Source organism: Pseudohongiella spirulinae (assembly GCF_001444425.1).
GTDB classification, from domain to species: Bacteria; Pseudomonadota; Gammaproteobacteria; order Pseudomonadales; family Pseudohongiellaceae; genus Pseudohongiella; species Pseudohongiella spirulinae.
Genome location: NZ_CP013189.1, coordinates 761,844 through 780,357 on the forward strand (window position 1 = coordinate 761,844; position 18,514 = coordinate 780,357).

General features: G+C 54.2%; 22 protein-coding genes. 12 read left to right on the forward strand and 10 right to left on the reverse strand.

What is annotated here, in order from left to right:
• Window positions 1-10: 10 nt before the first annotated feature.
• The 5 genes from ribH to ribA are packed head-to-tail and all read left to right on the forward strand — an operon-like array spanning window position 11 to window position 3,124.
• Window positions 11-487 (forward strand): 6,7-dimethyl-8-ribityllumazine synthase, encoded by a 477-nt coding sequence (gene ribH / locus PS2015_RS03605; RefSeq protein ID WP_058020949.1) that lies wholly within the window; start codon window positions 11-13, stop codon window positions 485-487.
• A gap of 12 nt (window positions 488-499) precedes the next feature.
• Window positions 500-1,015, forward strand: a complete 516-nt coding sequence (nusB, locus tag PS2015_RS03610) for a transcription antitermination factor NusB (RefSeq protein WP_418054915.1) — start codon at window positions 500-502, stop codon at window positions 1,013-1,015.
• Window positions 996-2,030, forward strand: coding sequence for a thiamine-phosphate kinase (thiL, locus tag PS2015_RS03615; protein ID WP_058020950.1), 1,035 nt, complete (start codon window positions 996-998; stop codon window positions 2,028-2,030). Before nusB ends, thiL begins: the two co-directional genes overlap by 20 nt.
• Before the next feature lie 15 nt (window positions 2,031-2,045).
• Window positions 2,046-2,519 carry a phosphatidylglycerophosphatase A family protein gene (locus PS2015_RS03620; RefSeq protein WP_058020951.1) on the forward strand — a complete coding sequence of 158 codons (474 nt, stop codon included), beginning with the start codon at window positions 2,046-2,048 and terminating at the stop codon, window positions 2,517-2,519.
• Between the two features lie 14 nt (window positions 2,520-2,533).
• Complete coding sequence (ribA, locus tag PS2015_RS03625) at window positions 2,534-3,124, forward strand: GTP cyclohydrolase II (protein ID WP_058020952.1); 591 nt, start codon at window positions 2,534-2,536, stop codon at window positions 3,122-3,124.
• Window position 3,125: 1 nt separating this feature from the next.
• Here ribA and PS2015_RS03630 read toward each other — a convergent pair whose 3' ends face one another.
• The 5 genes from PS2015_RS03630 to PS2015_RS03650 form a co-directional block, all read right to left on the reverse strand.
• On the reverse strand, window positions 3,126-3,962 hold the full coding sequence (locus tag PS2015_RS03630; RefSeq protein ID WP_058023123.1) for a cobalamin-binding protein: 837 nt from the start codon (window positions 3,960-3,962) through the stop codon (window positions 3,126-3,128).
• Window positions 3,963-3,999: 37 nt separating this feature from the next.
• The gene (cobO, locus tag PS2015_RS03635; RefSeq protein ID WP_058020953.1) at window positions 4,000-4,608 is read right to left on the reverse strand and encodes a cob(I)yrinic acid a,c-diamide adenosyltransferase; all 609 of its coding nucleotides are present in this window, start codon (window positions 4,606-4,608) and stop codon (window positions 4,000-4,002) included.
• Window positions 4,609-4,630: 22 nt separating this feature from the next.
• A complete protein-coding gene (gene dxs / locus PS2015_RS03640) occupies window positions 4,631-6,529 on the reverse strand; it encodes a 1-deoxy-D-xylulose-5-phosphate synthase (protein WP_058020954.1) in 1,899 nt (632 codons plus the stop codon).
• Window positions 6,530-6,596: 67 nt separating this feature from the next.
• The gene (locus tag PS2015_RS03645) at window positions 6,597-7,487 is read right to left on the reverse strand and encodes a polyprenyl synthetase family protein (protein WP_058020955.1); all 891 of its coding nucleotides are present in this window, start codon (window positions 7,485-7,487) and stop codon (window positions 6,597-6,599) included.
• 62 nt (window positions 7,488-7,549) lie between these two features.
• Complete coding sequence (locus PS2015_RS03650; RefSeq protein ID WP_058020956.1) at window positions 7,550-7,795, reverse strand: exodeoxyribonuclease VII small subunit; 246 nt, start codon at window positions 7,793-7,795, stop codon at window positions 7,550-7,552.
• A gap of 126 nt (window positions 7,796-7,921) precedes the next feature.
• Between PS2015_RS03650 and PS2015_RS03655 the strand changes: the two genes are divergently transcribed.
• Window positions 7,922-9,025, forward strand: a complete 1,104-nt coding sequence (locus PS2015_RS03655) for an MJ1255/VC2487 family glycosyltransferase (protein ID WP_169792266.1) — start codon at window positions 7,922-7,924, stop codon at window positions 9,023-9,025.
• Here the strand turns inward: PS2015_RS03655 and PS2015_RS03660 are convergent.
• Entirely contained in the window at window positions 8,988-10,571 is a 1,584-nt protein-coding gene (locus PS2015_RS03660) for a putative bifunctional diguanylate cyclase/phosphodiesterase (protein WP_058020958.1), read from the reverse strand. The genes PS2015_RS03655 and PS2015_RS03660 overlap by 38 nt on opposite strands.
• Before the next feature lie 179 nt (window positions 10,572-10,750).
• On the opposite strand from PS2015_RS03660, the gene PS2015_RS03665 reads away from it, so the two are divergent.
• Entirely contained in the window at window positions 10,751-11,398 is a 648-nt protein-coding gene (locus tag PS2015_RS03665) for a 2OG-Fe(II) oxygenase (RefSeq protein ID WP_058020959.1), read from the forward strand.
• A 34-nt stretch (window positions 11,399-11,432) separates the two neighbouring features.
• Here PS2015_RS03665 and PS2015_RS03670 read toward each other — a convergent pair whose 3' ends face one another.
• Window positions 11,433-12,335, reverse strand: coding sequence for an alpha/beta hydrolase family protein (locus PS2015_RS03670; RefSeq protein WP_058020960.1), 903 nt, complete (start codon window positions 12,333-12,335; stop codon window positions 11,433-11,435).
• 87 nt (window positions 12,336-12,422) lie between these two features.
• Here PS2015_RS03670 and PS2015_RS03675 point away from each other — a divergent pair, with 87 nt between their 5' ends.
• From PS2015_RS03675 to PS2015_RS03685, 3 genes are all read left to right on the forward strand, one after another.
• Window positions 12,423-13,355: a hypothetical protein gene (locus tag PS2015_RS03675; RefSeq protein ID WP_156412644.1), complete on the forward strand. Its 933-nt coding sequence runs from the start codon at window positions 12,423-12,425 to the stop codon at window positions 13,353-13,355.
• A gap of 118 nt (window positions 13,356-13,473) precedes the next feature.
• Window positions 13,474-13,923, forward strand: a complete 450-nt coding sequence (locus PS2015_RS03680; protein ID WP_058020961.1) for a DUF6152 family protein — start codon at window positions 13,474-13,476, stop codon at window positions 13,921-13,923.
• A gap of 139 nt (window positions 13,924-14,062) precedes the next feature.
• Complete coding sequence (locus PS2015_RS03685) at window positions 14,063-14,464, forward strand: hypothetical protein (protein WP_058020962.1); 402 nt, start codon at window positions 14,063-14,065, stop codon at window positions 14,462-14,464.
• Window positions 14,465-14,482: 18 nt separating this feature from the next.
• Here PS2015_RS03685 and PS2015_RS03690 read toward each other — a convergent pair whose 3' ends face one another.
• The 3 genes from PS2015_RS03690 to PS2015_RS03700 are packed head-to-tail and all read right to left on the reverse strand — an operon-like array spanning window position 14,483 to window position 16,252.
• Window positions 14,483-15,019, reverse strand: a complete 537-nt coding sequence (locus PS2015_RS03690; protein ID WP_058020963.1) for a hypothetical protein — start codon at window positions 15,017-15,019, stop codon at window positions 14,483-14,485.
• A gap of 13 nt (window positions 15,020-15,032) precedes the next feature.
• Window positions 15,033-15,737 carry a HupE/UreJ family protein gene (locus PS2015_RS03695; protein ID WP_058020964.1) on the reverse strand — a complete coding sequence of 235 codons (705 nt, stop codon included), beginning with the start codon at window positions 15,735-15,737 and terminating at the stop codon, window positions 15,033-15,035.
• On the reverse strand, window positions 15,737-16,252 hold the full coding sequence (locus PS2015_RS03700; protein ID WP_058020965.1) for a hypothetical protein: 516 nt from the start codon (window positions 16,250-16,252) through the stop codon (window positions 15,737-15,739). Before PS2015_RS03700 ends, PS2015_RS03695 begins: the two co-directional genes overlap by 1 nt.
• Window positions 16,253-16,407: 155 nt before the next feature.
• Between PS2015_RS03700 and PS2015_RS03705 the strand changes: the two genes are divergently transcribed.
• Both PS2015_RS03705 and PS2015_RS03710 read left to right on the forward strand, forming a co-directional pair.
• Window positions 16,408-17,394, forward strand: a complete 987-nt coding sequence (locus PS2015_RS03705) for a hypothetical protein (RefSeq protein WP_156412645.1) — start codon at window positions 16,408-16,410, stop codon at window positions 17,392-17,394.
• Between the two features lie 83 nt (window positions 17,395-17,477).
• Window positions 17,478-18,503: a Fe(3+) ABC transporter substrate-binding protein gene (locus PS2015_RS03710; RefSeq protein WP_058020967.1), complete on the forward strand. Its 1,026-nt coding sequence runs from the start codon at window positions 17,478-17,480 to the stop codon at window positions 18,501-18,503.
• Window positions 18,504-18,514 lie beyond the last annotated feature (11 nt).

Below are 18,514 nucleotides of genomic sequence, written 5' to 3' on the forward strand. Positions count from 1 at the left end.
AGGATTTATGATGAGCAATATTCGACGGGTGGAAGGTGATTTCACATCAGGCCAGGGGCGTTACATTATCGTGGCGGCCCGCTTTAACAGCTTTATAGTAGACAAGCTGATAGAGGGCGCGATCGATGCGCTGCGTCGCCACGGTGTGCCGGAAGAGAACATCAGTATTGTGATGGCGCCAGGAGCCTATGAGTTACCGGTTTTGACCAAGCATGTGGTTGCCAAGCGTCCCTGCGATGCCGTGATTGCACTTGGCGCTGTCATTCGTGGTGGCACTCCTCATTTTGAATACGTAGCCGGCGAATGTGTGAAAGGACTCAGTCAGGTTAGTCTGGATTCAGGTGTGCCAGTCTCGTTTGGTGTGCTGACGGTTGACAGTATTGAGCAGGCGATTGAGCGGGCTGGCACCAAAGCCGGTAATAAAGGCGCTGAAGCCGCGCTGGGCGCGATCGAAATGGTCAGTGTGCTCGGCCAGCTGGGAGCCTGATCTGTGATCGATATTCCCGGAGTCAGTGGCTCCCTGCCGGATCAGGCTGAGCCTGTTGAGCAGTCTGATCAGGCTGCCAGAAATGCCAGGACCAAAAAACTGTCCGAGCGCCAGAAGGCCCGACGCATGCTGTTGCAGGCACTGTATCAGTGGCATATTGCCCGTTCGCCGGTAAACGAGATCATGGCCGAGTTTCTGGTTTACTATCAGGGCAAGATCGACCGCGAGTTTTTCAAGGAAGTGTTCCCGGAAGTCATTAAGCATGTGCAGGAGCTTGATGAGTTGATGGAGCCCCTGATTGATCGCAAATTAGAGGCACTTGACCCGGTCGAAATTTCACTACTGCGTCTTGGCTTGTTTGAACTGGCACATCGCATCGATGTGCCCTACAAAGTGGTGATCAATGAGGCCGTTGAACTGGCCAAAGTGTTCGGCGCGACTGACGGGCACAAATACATTAACGGCGTGCTCGATAAAGCGTCTAAACAGTTAAGAGCGCTGGAGCGCGGTGGCACTGACGGAATTTGAACTGATTGCCCGCTACTTTGCGGCGCAGTCACTGGCTTTTAAGCGCTCATGCGTCGCGCTGGGGCAGGGCGATGACGGGGCCTTGCTACAGGTGCCCGACAGCAGGCAACTGGTGCTCTCGGTTGATACGCTGAATGCATCGATTCACTTTCCTGAGAAGGCGGATGCGTTTTTGCTGGGGCAACGCTGCCTGCTGGTCAACCTGAGTGATCTGGCGGCCATGGGTGCCGAACCGGTTGCGTTTACGCTGGCATTAAGTCTGCCTGAGGTTGATACCGACTGGCTCGAGAAATTCAGTCGTGGACTGGCAGCTGTTGCAGGCCAGTTTAACTGCCCTCTGATCGGCGGCGACACTACTCGAGGGCCACTGTCGATCACCATTCAGGCTCATGGCCTGGTGGAGACGGGACAGGCCATCCTGCGCAGCGGTGCCCGGCCGGGAGATGATATTTATGTGACGGGTACGCTGGGCGATGCGGCAGTCGCCTTGTGGCAGTTACAGGGTGACAGCCGCTTGCAGAGCTCGCCTCTGTCAGAAGCGGATTTAGCCTGTCTGCAGCGCGCTTTCTATCAGCCGGATGTCAGGGTGGAGTTGGGTCGGCGTCTGGCCGGCATCGCATCGGCCGGACTGGATATCTCAGACGGCCTGGCCTCGGATTTGCGGCATATCCTCAAGGCCAGTGCTGGCGCAGCACCCAGCAATGGGACAGATGGAGAACATCGAACAGAATTGGGCGCAGTACTGAATGCTGATGCTATTCCGCTTTCGGATGTATTCACTCGCCTGGTACCCGCAGAAGATCAGCTTTTGCTGGCTCTGACCGGTGGTGATGACTATGAGTTATGTATCTGTGCCTCCCCGCAACACAAACGCGCATTACTGGGTCTGGCCAATCAATTGGAGGTCAGTTTGACTCTGGTGGGACAGATAGTGCAATCGCCAGGGCTGAAGATCCGGCTGAAAGATGGTCAATCAGTGGAGCTGACAGAGCATGGTTATCAACATTTTTCCTGATTCCGGAGTGCTTTAATGGCATCAACACCGCGGTCAGTCTGGCATAACCCGGTACATTTCCTGGCTTTTGGTCTGGGCAGTGGCGCCGCACCACGTGCTCCGGGTACCTTTGGCACCGTGGCCGCTGTTGTGATTTATCTGCTGTTGCCGGTCTCAAATCCCTTGTTGTACTCGGCTATTTTGCTATTGAGTTTTGCAGTCGGTGTGTGGCTTTGCGGAAAGACTGCGCGGGATATCGGTGTACATGATCACGGCGGAATTGTCTGGGACGAATTTGTTGGTTACTGGCTCACCATGTTGATGGCACCACCCGGATGGTTCTGGATCGTCGTCGGCTTTTTGTTGTTCCGGTTTTTCGACATTATTAAACCCTGGCCTATCCGCTGGCTTGACAGACATGTACATGGCGGCCTGGGAATCATGATTGACGATGTGCTGGCGGGACTTTTTGCGCTGGTATGTTTGCAGCTGCTGGCGGCTGTTATTTAGTAAGGGGATAGCAGGTGGAAGTGAAATTTATTGCCGAAGCAGAACTGCCTACGGCATTGGGTGAATTCAGCATTCATGGATTCGAAGACATTGTGACGGGCAAGGAACATGTTGTGCTGGCCATGGGGGATCTGTCGGATGATCAGCCAGTGTTGTGCCGGGTACACTCGGAGTGTCTGACAGGTGATGCCCTGTTCAGTTTGCGCTGTGATTGCGGCCCGCAATTGCAGTTTGCCATGGAGAAGATAGCTGCTGAAGGGCGGGGCATGATTATTTATCTGCGTCAGGAAGGGCGGGGAATTGGCTTGCTGAACAAGATTAAAGCATATGCCCTGCAAGATGCCGGCGCAGATACTGTTGAGGCCAACGTCAAACTGGGGTTTGAACCTGATGGCCGGGAATATGATGTCTGTAAGCCGATTCTTGAGCACTTTGGAGTCAGACGATTGCGCCTGATGACCAATAATCCTCGTAAGGTGGATGCGCTGTCAGATCTGGGTATTGAGGTAGTAGACAGAGTACCGATTGAGATTGGTTTGAACCAGCACAATGAAAGTTATCTGGCAGTAAAAGTCAGTAAAATGGGCCACCTTTTACGTAACTAGATCATTGGCGCGCCCGATCAATATACCGACACATTTGCTGAAGACCTTGCAGAGCCCTCAGACTGTGGCGCTGAACCAGATCTGGTGGAATACTGTAAAGGTGATTGTGCTGCACGGAGGAAAGCTCCGGCCAGCGCCGCCAGTCATCCAGCCACAGCGGCATATTTTCGTCAGATCCGCTGGCCAGAATGATCTGCGGATCTCTGGCCAGCACATCTTCAAGATTTACCTTGGGGCCAATGGGTAACTCGGCAAAGATATTCTGTCCGCCACAGATATTAATCATGTCATTGATCAGCTCCTGGCCGCCCACACTGATTAATGGTGAGTGCCAAACCTGATAGAAGACGCTGATTGTTTCCCTTTCCGCGAATCCGGATTGCAGTGCCTGTACCTGATTCAAAAAATCGGCGCCCAGCTCATTGGCAGTCTCGTGATGCCCGGTCAGCGCACCCAGTCGAAACAGGTGACTGGCGATGCTGCGCAGTGATAGCGGCTCGGCTATATAAACGGGATAACCCATTTCCTCCAGACGTTGTAAAGCGCCGCGTGGATTGCCGCTGCGCCAGGCAACTATCAGATCGGGTTGCAGCGCCACAATGCGCTCCATGTCCAGTGTGTCATAGCGACCGACCACCGGTAATTGCAGAGCCTGCTCAGGGTAATCACTGTAGTCCATGACCCCGACCACCTGGTCGCCGGCACCCAGGCTGAACACCAGTTCGGTTAATGACGGTGCCAGTGTAATGATGCGCTGAGCAGGTTTGGTAAGGGACACTTCCCGGCCACTATCGTCAGTGACCCGGATCGGCTGCGCAAGGGCGCTCTGGCCTGTCATCAGGCAACAAAGCAGGATACAAAAGCGCATTGCGAAGTTAGTAATCAATGCCTTTCTGGACCTTGATGCCGGCATTAAAAGCATGTTTGACATCGTTGATTTCGCTTACGGTGTCGGCCAGTTCGATCAATGACTTGCTGGCATTGCGGCCCGTGATAATGACATGCTGGCTGGTCGGGCGATTTTGCAGTGCACTGAGCACACGATCGGGGTTCAAGTAACCATAGGTCAGCATATATGTCAGCTCATCCAGCAGTACAACATCAATGCTGTTGTCGGCCAGCAGGCGCTCGGCATGTGCCCAGGTCGCTTCGGCTGCCGCGATATCGGAGTCCCGATCCTGGGTTTCCCAGGTAAAACCAGTATTCATGACTTGAAATTCAACTTGCGGGTGTTCGGCGAACAAAAGGTGTTCACCGCATTCCCACTGTCCTTTGATGAACTGCACCACGCCGCAGCGCAGGCCGTGACCGACGCTTCTGGCCAGCATGCCAAAGGCTGATGAGCTTTTGCCCTTGCCGTTGCCCGTCAGCACCAACAGCAGACCTTTGTCAGTGGTGGCTGCAGCAATACGCTGGTCGATGTGTGCCTTTTTGCGTTGCATGGCTTTCTTGTGCCTTGCATTGCGTTGCTCTGGAGTTTCCATATTGTTTTTCCGGTCGGGTCAGTCAGACCGCCCTTGAATGAATTTTACATTGAGTCAATTTGCGACGGATGGACTGGCATATGCCGTCACGATCCAGTCCAATCGAGGTCAGCATCTGCGGCACTTTGCCGTGCGGGATAAAGCAGTCTGGTAATCCGAGGTTTAAAACCGGTATGTGAAAATCCTCTTGTAAGAGATATTCGTTAACTGCAGAACCGGCACCGCCGGCGATGGCGTTTTCTTCTATTGTGACGAGCAGGGAATGCTGCTGCGCCAGAATACGGATCGTCTCGGTATCCAGCGGCTTGATAAAACGCATATCCACAACCGTGGCGTCCAGTTGCTCCGCCGCCGCCAGTGCAGGTGTCAGCATGCTGCCGAATGCCAGAATGGCAACAGTGTTACCCTTGCGGCGCAGTCTTGCTTTGCCTATCGGTAGCGCTTCCATCGTTTGATTGATCGCAGCGCCCGGGCCTTTGCCTCGCGGATAACGAACAGCCGTCGGGCCGTTGTGCAGGTGCCCGGTATACAACATCTGACGGCATTCGTTTTCATCGCTGGGTGCCATGATGACCATATTGGGAATGCAGCGTAAAAAACTCAGATCAAAGCTGCCTGCATGGGTCGGGCCATCTTCGCCCACCAGACCTGCGCGATCGATGGCAAACAGCACATCAAGATCCTGCAGAGCGACATCGTGAATCAGTTGATCGTAGGCGCGTTGCAGAAACGTTGAGTATATGGCGACTACAGGTTTCAGACCGTCGCAGGCCATGCCTGCGGCAAAGGTCACAGCATGCTGCTCTGCAATGGCGACATCAAAAAAACGTTCCGGCCAGGCTCTCGCAAACTCGTCCATGCCAGATCCGGCACTCATCGCCGGTGTAATGGCCATCAACTTCTCGTCGCTGGCGGCCATGTCGCACAGCCACTGACCAAATACCTGGGAGTAGCTTGGAGTATCCGGCGTTTTGACGGGCCGCTTGGGTTTGACCTCGATTTTGCTCATGGCATGCATGCCAAAAGGATCGTTTTCCGATGCGGTATAACCCTTGCCTTTCTGGGTTACGATGTGCAGGAGTTGAGGGCCACGCAATTGTTTGATATTGGCGAGAACTTCGATCAGGCGATCGGTGTCATGGCCGTCAACCAGGCCTATATAGTTAAAGCCGATTTCCTCAAACAGAGTGCCTGGCGACACCATGCCTTTCATGTACTCTTCAGCCCGGTGGGCCGCTTTCAGGGCCGGCGGGATGTGTGAGAGTACTTTTTTGCTGCCACTGCGAATAAAGTTGTAGGGTTTGCTGGCCCACATGCGCGCGAAGTAGCTGGACAGTCCGCCGACATTGCGCGAAATCGACATATTATTATCATTCAGTATGACCAGCACATTGTCATCGAGCTCGCCTGCGTGATTCAGCGCCTCAAAAGCCATGCCTGCCGTCATGGCACCGTCACCGATCACAGCGATGACATGCCTGTCGGACTGCTCGCGACGGGCAGCAACCAGCATGCCCAGCGCCGCGCTGATGGAAGTGCTGGAGTGGCCGACGCCGAAGGCGTCATACTGACTTTCGGTTCGGCAGGGGAAGGCTGCCAGGCCGCCTTGTTGGCGCATGCTTAACATTTGTTCGCGACGACCGGTAAGTATCTTGTGAGGGTAGGTCTGGTGGCCGACGTCCCATATCAGGCGGTCTTGCGGGGTATCAAAGACATAGTGCAAGGCTATGGTGAGCTCGACCACACCCAGGCCGGCGCCAAAGTGTCCGCCGGTCTGGCCTACCGAGTACAGCAGGAAGTTTCGCAACTGCCTGGCCAGGTCAGGAAAATCGGCCGGATCCATCTCTTTCAGGTCGGCCGGCGAGTTTATCTGGTCCAGCAGCGGTGTGTCGGGGCGCTTGAGTGGTATTTCAGTCAGCATTGAATCTTGTGCCTGCGTTCAGCGGTGATCGGTAACGGTAATGCACGGTTGGGCCTTCGTCAAACGCTTAGTGACGTCGGTCCGTAATATAAGTTGCAATGTCAGCCAGGGTTTGTGTCTCACCAGGTAATTGTTCAAGGGCCTGCAATGCATCTTTAACCAGTTGGTCGGCCTTTTCACGGGCACCGGCCAATCCCAGCAGGCTCACGTATGTCGGTTTATTCAAGGCCACGTCAGCACCCTGGGTTTTACCCAGCGTTTGTGTGTCACTGGTGACGTCCAGTATGTCATCCTGAACCTGAAAAGCCAGTCCGATGCTGCGGGCATAAGTTGCCAGCGCTGCCAGAGTCCGGGAATCAGTGCAGCCGGCTGCCAGGGCACCCAATTCAACTGCGGCGCTGATCAGTGCGCCGGTTTTCAATTGATGCATGATCTCGAGTTCAGCAAGCGACAAGCCTTTACCAACAGCGGCCAGATCTATGCCCTGGCCGGCAATCATTCCACTGCAGCCCCCGGCCGAAGCCAGCACCGATAACATACGGCAAGTGGTTTGAGCGTTGAATTGCTGCTGCTCACTTATTATCTGGAAGGCCAGGCATTGCAGTGCATCACCGGCCAGGATAGCGGTGGCTTCATCAAACGCTTTGTGGACGGTGGGTTTACCTCGGCGCAGATCGTCGTTATCCATGGCCGGCAAGTCATCGTGGATCAATGAGTAACAATGCATCATCTCAATGGCCGCCGCAGGTATATCGGCGATGGAGATTTCTGCGCCCAGTGCGTTTGCGGCCGCGTAAGTCAGACAGGGCCGGATGCGTTTGCCGCCAGCCAGAGCGCTGTAGCGCATCGCCTCGGTCAGCCGCACCGGCATGGCTGGCAGATTCTGCAGAGCCATGTCGAGAGTCTGCTCACAGCGTTGCCGGGTCAGCAGAAAAAAATCGTTCAGGTCTGCCTGCATAGTCAAAGTTCTGTAAATTCAGTGTTGAGAGTTGCCCTTTCTCCGGGTCGAAAGGGGGGCGGTCAGAGATTGCCGGGGGTTGTGAGCAGAACGTCGGTCTGGGGCGGTTCACTGTCCGCATTGGTCAGGATCTGCACTTTGAGCTCGGCCTGCTGAAGTGCCTGCTGACACTCGCGGGTCAGATTGATGCCTTTCTCGAATGCCGCCAGTGACTCTTCCAGACCCATCTGCCCTTCTTCCATCCGGGAGACCAGCGCCTCCAGCTCTGTCAGCGTCTCTTCAAAATCCGGCGCTTTGTCCTGAGCCATGTCAGTGTCCCCTATGCAAAGGCCATAATTATCGTCGGTATGGTGGATTCTGACAATGGCTTAACGGAATTGTCACAATTTATCCCTACACTGGCGCCATGGAAATTCAGACCGGGAATGATTGATATGCTGCGAATTCTGTATGGCGTCTCCGGCGAAGGGTCGGGCCATTCCTCGCGTGCCATGGAAGTTGTCCGGCATCTGCAGGATTGCGGGCATGTGGTTAAGGTTGTCAGTTATGACCGCGGTTTCAGAAATTTGCAGGCCAGTTTTGACTGCGTGGCGATCGAAGGTCTGCATATAGTCAGCAGCAATAATAAGGTTCAGGTGTTCAAGACTATCTGGCACAACCTGCGCCGCTTGCCAATCGCTGTCCGACGTCTGGGTGCGCTGCGTGAGCTGCTTGCCACTTTCCGACCGGATGTGGTGATTACCGATTTCGAACCGACATGCGCCTGGTGGGCCCGATTGCATCGCGTGCCATTGATCAGTCTGGATAATCAGCATCGCATGCGTTACATGAAATATGATTCGCCCGCTAATCTGCGCGGCTCACGCTGGCTGACAGAGCTGGTAATTCGCCTGATGGTTCCAAAGCCGGATTATGCCCTGGCAACCACTTACTTTTTCGGCGAGACCAAAAATGATTTCACCTTTCTGTTTCCGCCGATTCTGCGAAGAGAGGTACTGCAATGCCAGCCAGGCGCTGGCAATCATTTTCTGGTTTATGTGACCAGCGAATTCGAGGGGTTGTTAGCATTGTTGCGGCGATTTCCGCAATACCAGTTTCTTGTTTATGGCAGTTCGCAGACCGGAAAGACTGGCAATCTCGAATTCAGGCCGTTCAGCAGTGAGGGATTTCTGCAGGACCTGTCGTCTTGCCGTGCCGTAATCGCCACGGCCGGGTTTACATTGATCAGCGAGGCACTTTATCTGGGTAAACCCTATCTGGCGATGCCGCTGTCAGGCCAGTTTGAGCAGCAACTGAATGCCATCTGTCTGGAAGAGCTGGGTTGTGGCATGAATGCCAGCCGTATGAGCGTGAGGGTGCTGAGTGAGTTTATGAGCAACCTGGCTGTGTATGCTGAAGCCAGTCAACAGTACGCCCTCGATAATCGCCTGTCGGACATCGCACAGGCCAACTCGGGCATTCTGGGTAAACTGGATGAGTTGTTGTCGGGGTTGCAGCCTGTCAGTCCTGCGCGCCGTGCTCTTGCAGCCACTGAATAAAATCTTCATCTTTGAGAGGGCGTGAGAACAAGTAACCCTGCAGATGATCGCAGCCCATATCCTTGAGGATTTGCCATTGTTGTTCGGTTTCCACGCCCTCTGCTACCGTTTTGAGTTTCAGGCGATGCGCCAGTTCGATGACTGAGCGTATAACCTGATTGCCCGGCGTGTTATCACCCAGTGAGTGGGTAAAGCTGGTATCAATCTTCAGGATGTCAATCGGCAGTTGTGACAGTTGCATCATGTTGGAGAACCCCGTGCCAAAGTCATCAATGGCGATAGTGATGCCGGTGGCCCGGATATTGTTAAGGCTTGCCGCCGCTTCCGCCGGGTTCTCCATTAATGCAGATTCGGTAATTTCAAGGCTTAACAATTGCGGTGGCACATGCCAGCGGCTCAGTGCGGTGCTTATGCTCTGCTCCAGTGCAGCACTGCGTCCGCGAAATTGTTTGAGGGAGATGTTGACTGCAATGCTGCAGGGTTGCAGGCCGCTATCCAGGCATTGACGGAGCATTTTGCATGATGCTTCCAGAACAAGGTCGCCAATCGGAATGATCAGTCCGGTTCGCTCCGCTAACGGTATAAATTCCGCGGGCGCTATATAGCGACCATCGGGCTGCGGCCAACGCAGCAGCGCCTCGGCTCCCAGGTATTTTCCGGACGCACAGTCAACTTTGGGTTGAAAGTGCAGCTCCAGTGCTTCCAGCGCGACAGCCTGGCGCAAGGATGTTTCCATATCCAGTTGCTGTCGCACCTGCTTGCTCATGCTGGCTTCGTACATGACGTAGCGGTTGCGGCCGCTGTGCTTGGCACGATACATCGCCGTGTCGGCGTTTCGCATCAGGGCTTCTTCGCTACGCGCGTCAGCAGGATACAGGCTGGCACCTATGCAGGCTTCAACGAATATCTGTCTGCCATTATGGATGGTGAAAGGCGCTGCAAGTGCCTGCAGAATCTGGTGGCAGATGATGTGCACGTCGTGAGCATTGTTGATTTTTCTGGCCATGATGGCGAATTCATCACCGCCAAGTCTTGCCAGTAAATCGCCGGGACGTCTGACTGAGGTGAGGCGGCTGCTTACAGCCCTTAGCAGCTCATCACCAGCATTGTGGCCGAGGCTGTCATTGACGCTTTTAAAATCATCCAGGTCGATATACAGCAAGGCCAGCGGGTGGTCAGTGTGATCCGGGCTGTGCACTGCATGCTGCAGTGCTTCGATGAGCTGCAGCCGGTTGGGCAGTCCGGTCAGCGTATCAAAGTAGGCAAGCTGCTGGCGCTCGGCAATCAATTGATGTTCTGTCTGCCACGCTTTCTCCTGAATACTGCGCTGTCGTTTCAGTGCGTGTATGCTCAGCCAATAAAGCATGACCGAGGTGGCCATCACGTAAAACAGACCTTTCGCGGTCTGAAATGCCACGAGGCTGACCGGGTTTCCCTGCACCTCAGGTAAGGGTAGCCGGTCGCTGAAAATGATCCATAGAGAGCCGCTGATCAGATAGATAAGGGCTATGGTCAGCGCGCTGCGTTTGATACTGCTGATAGACATGCGTTTCACTTATGTGCCAAGCGAGTCCGGTCAGTATAGGTGTTAGGGCCAGTTAAAAACAGTCATCCCAAAAAATCCTTGTGATGGCTTCACGGCAAAGGCAAAATGCGCCTCCTTTCATGTCAGCGCACTGCAGTTGGCAAACCGGCGCGGCGCTCTGACCTAATGGCGGCTTTGATATGCTTACCGATGTTGTTCTTGATCAGATTGCCGAAGACCTGTCGCAACAATCCTGGAGCGTTCAGACAGACGCCATTCCTGAAGAGTTTTTGATAGCGCTGCGCGAGCAGTTGCTGCACATGAATCAGCAAGACTTTCAGTTGGCAGGCATTGGTCGTAGTCAGGATCACATGCTGGCCCCTTCCATACGTCGGGATAAAGTGCGCTGGATTGAGGGCGAAACACCCGCCGAACGTCTGTGGCTGGAATGGGCTGCGCATCTGCAGCGTGGCTTGAATCGGCGTCTGTTTATGGGCTTGTTTTCATTTGAGTCACATTTTGCGCATTATCGCCCGGGCGACTTTTACAAAAAGCACTTTGACGCATTCCGCCCTGACGGTCTGGAACGTGGCGCGCGGCGCGAACTGTCCCTTGTTGTTTATCTGAATCCGGACTGGATTGACGGCGATGGTGGGGAACTGGTGTTGTTTGATCCCCGGAGTGACGGCGAAATTTGCCGTATTCACCCGCAATATGGGACTGTGGTGGTTTTTTTGAGCACGGAAGTGCCACACGAAGTACTGCCAGCCGGGCGCGATCGATACAGTATCGCTGGATGGTTCAGGCTGAATGGCAGTCTTGCAGAGCGTCCGGACCCGCCTCGCTGATCGCCAGACGCTCTGCGGCTCCAATGGCAACAGGTCAGTTATTGACTCGTGAAAACTGCTGACGGTCGCTGGTCGGCATGTTCCCATACAACATATCGCGATAACTCTCGTCCCCGTCCAGATGCAGTTTCAGCCAGGCCAGGGCGTACTTGCCCAGCATGCCGTGAAGGTGCCCGGACTGATTGTTGGCGATAAAGTGATCTCCACCGGCAACTTCCAGATAGACCTTTTCGGTTGTGTCGGGAAGGCTGTCAAAATGAATTCGTGCGTGATCGGCTACGGGCGCAATGCGGTCGTCTTCCCCACCGAATATCAGAGTGGGTATGGTGATACCGCTGAAATCTGCATCCGGTTGCCACGGCGTGTAGGGAATGGCGGCCTTTAGCTGATCACCATACTTCTGGGCAGCCAGCAGGGCGCCACCACCACCCATCGAGTGTCCCATGACGGCCATTCTGTCATTGTCCAGTTGCTGGTAAAGCGGGCTTTCGCCTCGGGCATTCTCTTGGCGCAATGTCCGGATGCCGGCAAACAATGCTTCGGCGCGCTGTTCAGGACGATCACGCAAATCATTGGTGTCGAGCACCAGAACCGCGTAACCATGAGAGGCAAGGCGCGCTCCCCACCAGTTATTGTGTCGCTGTAATTGCGTAAAACCCGGCGATATGGCAATGCCGCCCACCGGTCGGTCAACATTCAGCGGATAATAAATCGTGGCGCGCAAATACTCGGCCGGATATTCAAAGCCGATGTAGGAACGAATCTCATAAGGGCCATTGCGGGTCAGCTCCTCCGGCGAGCTGCCACCCGAAGGTGCCTGCCCGCTGGCACAGGCACTCAGCCAAACGACTGTGAATAGCAATAATAAGTAACGTGAATAGCGATTTTGCAAATTCTGCAACATGGCCTGATCCTCAGTGCGAAGTGGCCAGAGCATAGCGTAGTTCAGGACGGTGTTTAAGGCTTGACAGTGCAAAATCGAAGTGTTTATATCCTCAGATCACAAGGGGAGGTGTATAAAAACATGCTTAACGGGTTCAAAAAATTACAATTATTATCTGTAGCCGTGGCAGTCAGTGCATTGGCCTGTTCACCAGAGGCGCCGCAGAGTTCATCCACACCACAGGCCAGTCAGACAGCATCTGCCCAGTCGCAGTCTGCCGCCAGCGATATTCCTCGTACGCCGGACGGTAAGCCGGATCTGAACGGTATCTGGCAGGTACTGACAACGGCCAATAATAACCTCGAACCAGCTCCACCCAAGTCAGCGTTTGCGATGGTACCCGGGGATTTTGTTCCGGTACCTGCTCCTGAAGTAGTCGCCATGGGTGCGGTAGGTGCTGTGCCTGCCAGTCAGGGTGTCATTACCACCAACAACGGCTACATCCCCTACAAGCCCGAGGCGCTTGCCCAGCGCGATGAAAATCGCGAAAACTGGCTGGATCGGGATCCGGAAATTAAATGCTTTATGCCAGGTGTGCCAAGAGCGACCTACCTGCCTCATCCATTCCAGATATTCCAGAGCAACAGTGCGTTTTTTATTGCTTATTCCTTTGCAGGAGCAGTGAGGAACGTCTACCTGGAAGATCCGGGTGAGCCTCCCATTGATTCGTGGATGGGACAATCATACGGATACTGGGAAGGTGATACCTTTGTTGTGGAAGTGTCAGGCCTGATAGATCAGACCTGGTACGATCGGGCCGGTAACTACCGATCATGGGAATCGAAAGTCACAGAACGTTACACGATGGTTGACGAGAATGTGATTGAATATGAGGCAACAATTGAAGATCCGCAGCTCTACACCGAGCCTTGGACGATTGCGATGCCTTTGTATCGCCGACTTGAAAATGACTTCGAGCTCCCCCAGTTTAAATGTGTGGAGTTTGTGGAAGAGCTGTTGTTTGGCCGCTTCCGTAAAGGCCGTCCTATCGAAGATATGGTCATGCCTTTTTAAGAATAATGAGACTAAATGTCGAAGAGTAACGCCAGGCGGACTGTCTTTGCTCTGGAAACAGAACGCCATTAACGGTAATATTTTAGCCATTGAAGCTAAATGAATAGGGGTGATTAGCATGAAAATGAAACTGCTTGTAGCTGCTGTAGCAGTCGTTGGTGGCATTGCTGCCATGGGTGTAAAAACGCCGGCAACCGCACACCACGCGTTTTCCGCAGAATTTGACGCCAACCTGCCGGTTGCGCTGCGTGGTCCGATTACCCGGGTAGAGTGGATTAACCCACACTCCTGGATCCACCTGCGCCACACCAATGAAGATGGTTCCGAGCAGGCCTGGATGGCCGAGGGTGGTACGCCGAATACCCTGCTGCGTCGCGGCATTACACGTAACTCACTGCAAATCGGTACTGAAATCGTTGTGACCGGTTACCAGAGTAAAGACCGTCTGTGTACGCCGGCCTGTCGCGCTAATGGCCGTGACATCACATTCCCGGATGGCCGTAAGTTGTTTATGGGTTCATCAGGTATCGGTGCGCCGCAGGACGGTTCAGATCCGGACGAGCGGTAATCTGACAGCCTGAAAGCAGTCCCTGGAGTCTGCTGAAGCTTAAAAAGAAGCGCTTGTATGACCGGTTGATCCGGATCAAACAGGCGCTTTTTTTATGTGTTATGCTTTTTGTGCTGATTGCAGACTGAGGTGGCGTTGGATGAATAAGTACCTGTTTTTCCTGCTGGTAGCTGTGTCATCGACAAGCCTGTTGGCGGCAGATGACGAGCCTCAGGCGATAGCGGATATGTCGGCGCTGATGACGCGTATCATCCAGCCGACATCGGATGCCGTTTTCTATGTATCACGGTTTCCGCCTGAAGATGATGCTGCGTGGCGGGAGCTGGAAAATAAGACTCTGATGCTGGCCGAGGCTGCAAACCTGCTACTGATCCCGGGCTATAAACGCCTCACAGAGCAATGGTTGCAGGACACCGTGCTGATGCGTGATGCCTCTGTCAGGGCATGGCAGGCGGCTAAAAATCAGGACCTTGATGCTCTTATGGAGCTTAACAATGACTTGTACACGTCGTGTGAGAATTGCCATACGGCAACGCGGTAACTTCACCGGAATCGCAAATCAGAATACCTGGGGTGGTTGCCGATCTGTTGAGCCGCCGCCGCGGAATTCGGTTGCCATCACGTAAAAACCGGCGGTGCTGAGCTTGAGTGTCACTGTCTGGAAGGTGCGGTTCTCCCAGAACCAACCGTGCATGCCGTTAAATGCTGCCTGATACGAGCCCTGGTCGGATGCTGCGTCCCCCTGGGCATAACTTTCGTCGTAATCTTCGACAGTGATGTCTTCAGCGTGCATGTCAAAGTAGAGTTCGCCATCGGCCTGCCAGCTGAAAACCAGCGTATTGCCTCTGTCCATCAGGTACTTGTATTCCAGCGACTGGAAAGGTTCCAGGACCAGTTCGATGGTCTCGGATTTATGCACTTCGTACTGCGGATTTAACGAATCCGCCGTGGTGTCGGCCATGCCGCTCAGTCCCAGCAGGCGGCCCGTGCCCAGCGGATCACGGCCAAACTCTGCGGGCAGAACCACGGTCAGAAAAATGGCCAGGGCACTGGCAAAAGCTATGCCGATAGCGGCGACAAGCCGGTGTTCTTTCATTGTTTCACTCCCGTCAGGCATTCAATTGCCAGGCTGTCAGCTGATACATCATCAGGATGAACCCGGCGCACATCAAAGCAGCATTACTGATAAAAGCGTACTGCCTGAATGAGTTCCGGGTTCGCCAGACTTCAAAAAAAGCAAATATAAACAACAGGGCAAGAATCTGTCCGATTTCGACACCGACGTTAAAGCTGATCAGATTGACGATCAAGCCTTCATCTGCCAGCTGCAGCTCCTGGAGGCTGGTGGCCAGACCGAAGCCGTGAATGAGACCAAACAGCAGTACCGCAAGGCGTGTGTTCGGGCGCCACTTGCCCAGCCTGTCCAGGCCGCCCATATTCTCCAGTGCTTTATAAACCACTGAAAGCGCGATAAAGCTGTCAATCAGATAGGCGTTGATCTGTATGTCTGCCAACACGCCCAGTAACAGCGTTGTACTGTGTCCAACCGCGAACAGGGTTACGTACTGGATGACGTGAATCGGGCGATACAGGAAAAAGATTACCCCGGCCAGAAACAACAGGTGGTCGTATCCTGACACCATGTGTTTCGCGCCCAGATACATAAATGGTCCCGGTGCTGCCCCGGCATTGCTGGCAATAAAACTGGCATCGCCACCGGCAATGTTATGGGCCAGCGCCAGAACGGGCAGAACCAGCGCCAGCGCCGGCAGAAGCTGTGCCGTCAGCAGCAATACAAGCCGGCGTGTGTGCATCAATCGCTCAGACTGGACGGCGCAAAGCGGGTGACAATCTCCGGGTTGTAGGCCTGGTGACATGCCGTACAGACGCTGTAAAGTTGTGCCCCCGCCTGAAACAGTTCTTCCTCATTCTGCTCCTCGGCGGCGATCATGGCCCGCAATCCCACTTCACTCATGGCCTTGGAGTAAGTGGCCCAGGTAGTGTCATCGTAAGCCCGTCCGGGCAGCATCAGCGCATTTCCCAGCTCAACGATAGCGCCAGCCATGCCCTCGACTTCATGCCAGCCTTCGTCGTCAGTCGGATAGAGTTCGAAGTAACCCTCCACTTCATCATCCACCCAGCCGGCAGATCGCCAAAGCACGTCGGCAACGGGCTCCAGGGCGTGATTCATAAAGGTCACCATATCCAGGGTGAGGTTAAAGTCGGCAGTGTCATGGGCTGCGTTGTCAGTTTCCGCTCCGTTGCAGGCGGCCAGGCTCAGAAGCAGAGCAGCAGCAGTAATAACACGTAAGTTTCTGACTCTCATCATGGCAACAGTTCCCTCAAGAAATCGGTTTAGTTGATAATTAAACGTACAGGCTCATTATGACATATCAAGAACGGGCAAACTTCCAAAGTGTGACCATTCGCCGCAGTCTGTTATGATTCTGTCAGAAATAATAATTAAAAGAGGTCCGGATGGATATGAGCAGAACACCTTGCTGTCTGACGACAGCTGCACTGATGATGTTTACTTCGCTGCTGATGGCTGACGACTATGAGCCTCCTCGCACTCCGTCGGGCAAGCCGGACTTTCAGGGGCTATGGACGAATGCATCAATTACAACACTGCAACGCGACAGCCGATATGACTATCTGGTGGTCCCACCTGATCGTCTGGCGGAAGTGACGGCGGCTCATCCTCAGAACGTGCGTCAGGCCACCGACGACAATCTACAGGCAGGTGAGCTACTGGATGGCTCCGATCTGGCGATGGGACGGGGGTACAATGCATTCTGGATAGACCCAGGTAGTACTTTCGGGCTGGTCAAGGGCGAGTATCGCACCTCCTGGGTAATCGACCCGCCCAGCGGTCGCATCCCTTATTCTGAGCAGGGGCAACAGCTCCGTCGCGAGTTTCGTGCCAAATTCAGCAGTAATGACGGGCCGGAAGGTCGATCGCTGGGCGAGCGCTGCCTGATTGGTTTTGGTGGTACCGGCGGACCACCCATGCTGAATGTGTTGTATAACAACCACTACCAGATTGTGCAGACAGAAGACTATGTGATGATTCTGGTGGAGATGAACCAGGATGCCCGCATCATACCCATAGACGGTGAGCATCGCCCCTCGGCGCTGCATCAATGGCTGGGTGATTCGGTGGGCCGCTGGGAGGGCGACACTCTGGTTGTTGAAACGGTCAATCTGCACCCGCAACAGGCTGGCGGCGGACAGGTACCCTTGTCCGATCAGGGCAAAGTCACTGAACGCTTTACCCGCTATTCTGAATCCCAGATCCTGTATGAGTTTGAAGTGAGTGATCCGGTATACTACGAGCAGGTCTGGCGCGGCGAGATGAGTTTTAATGCCAGTGAAGACCGGATGTATGAATACGCCTGCCATGAAGGTAATTATGGTTTGCCCGGCATCCTGATGGGCGCCCGGCGCGAAGAGGCTGATGCAGCTCAATAAATAAAAGCGCATATAAATATTGCAAATCTAAATGAGAGCAATTATCATTTTCGCCCATCAAGAGATGTACCCAGGAGGCGGAAGTGAATTTATTCAAGAAGTGTGCTGTCACGATAGCGTTGACCTTGTCCGCGTTGTCAATTGCCCAGTCTCAGGCGGCGGAGGTTAATATCTATTCTGCTCGCGAAGAGAATCTGATCAAGCCAATTCTTGACAGATTTTCTGAGCAGACCGGCATCACTGTGAATCTGATTACAGCAGGGGCCGACGAGCTGACCACCCGTATGGAGCTGGAAGGTGCCAATACCCCGGCTGATCTGCTGCTGACAGTGGATGTGGGGCGTCTGCACCGGGCCAAAGAGATGGGCTTGCTGCAGCCTGTGTCCTCGTCGGTGCTCGAACAGCGGATTCCTGCCAAGTATCGGGACAGTGAGGGTTACTGGTTTGCTGCCTCCCTGCGCTCGCGAGTGATTGTTTATGATCATTCGCGGGTGTCCCCTGATCAGTTGTCGACTTATGAAGACCTGGCTGACCCCAAGTGGCGTGGCAAGATCTGCATTCGATCCTCTTCAAATATCTACAATCAGTCATTGACGGCATCCATGGTTGCTCATCATGGTGTTGAAGAAACTGAGCAGTGGGCGCGTGGCCTGGTGGCCAATATGGCGCGTGCCCCGCAGGGTGGTGACCGCGATCAGATTGCTGCGGTGGCAATTGGGCAATGTGAGCTGGCGGTAGTCAATACCTACTATCTGGCAGGTATGCTGAACGCCACCAGTGAGGCGCAGCGCGAGCAGGCAGAACAGGTATCGGTTTTCTGGCCCAATCAGCAGGATCGCGGAGCACATATCAATATCAGTGGCGCCGGCTTGAGCCGTTACGCACCGAACAAAGAAGCGGCCATTCAGTTAATGGAGTTTCTGGTCAGCGATGAAGCTCAGGCCTGGTATGCCGAGGCAAACAATGAGTACCCGGTTCGTGACGATGTGCCAGTCAGCGATACACTGGCAGCCTGGGGTACATTCAAGGCCGATGATCTTGCCTTGGATCAGTTGGGTATTCATAATGCCGAGGGCGTTCGCCTGATGGACAGGGCAGGATGGCGGTAACTCTTTGCTAA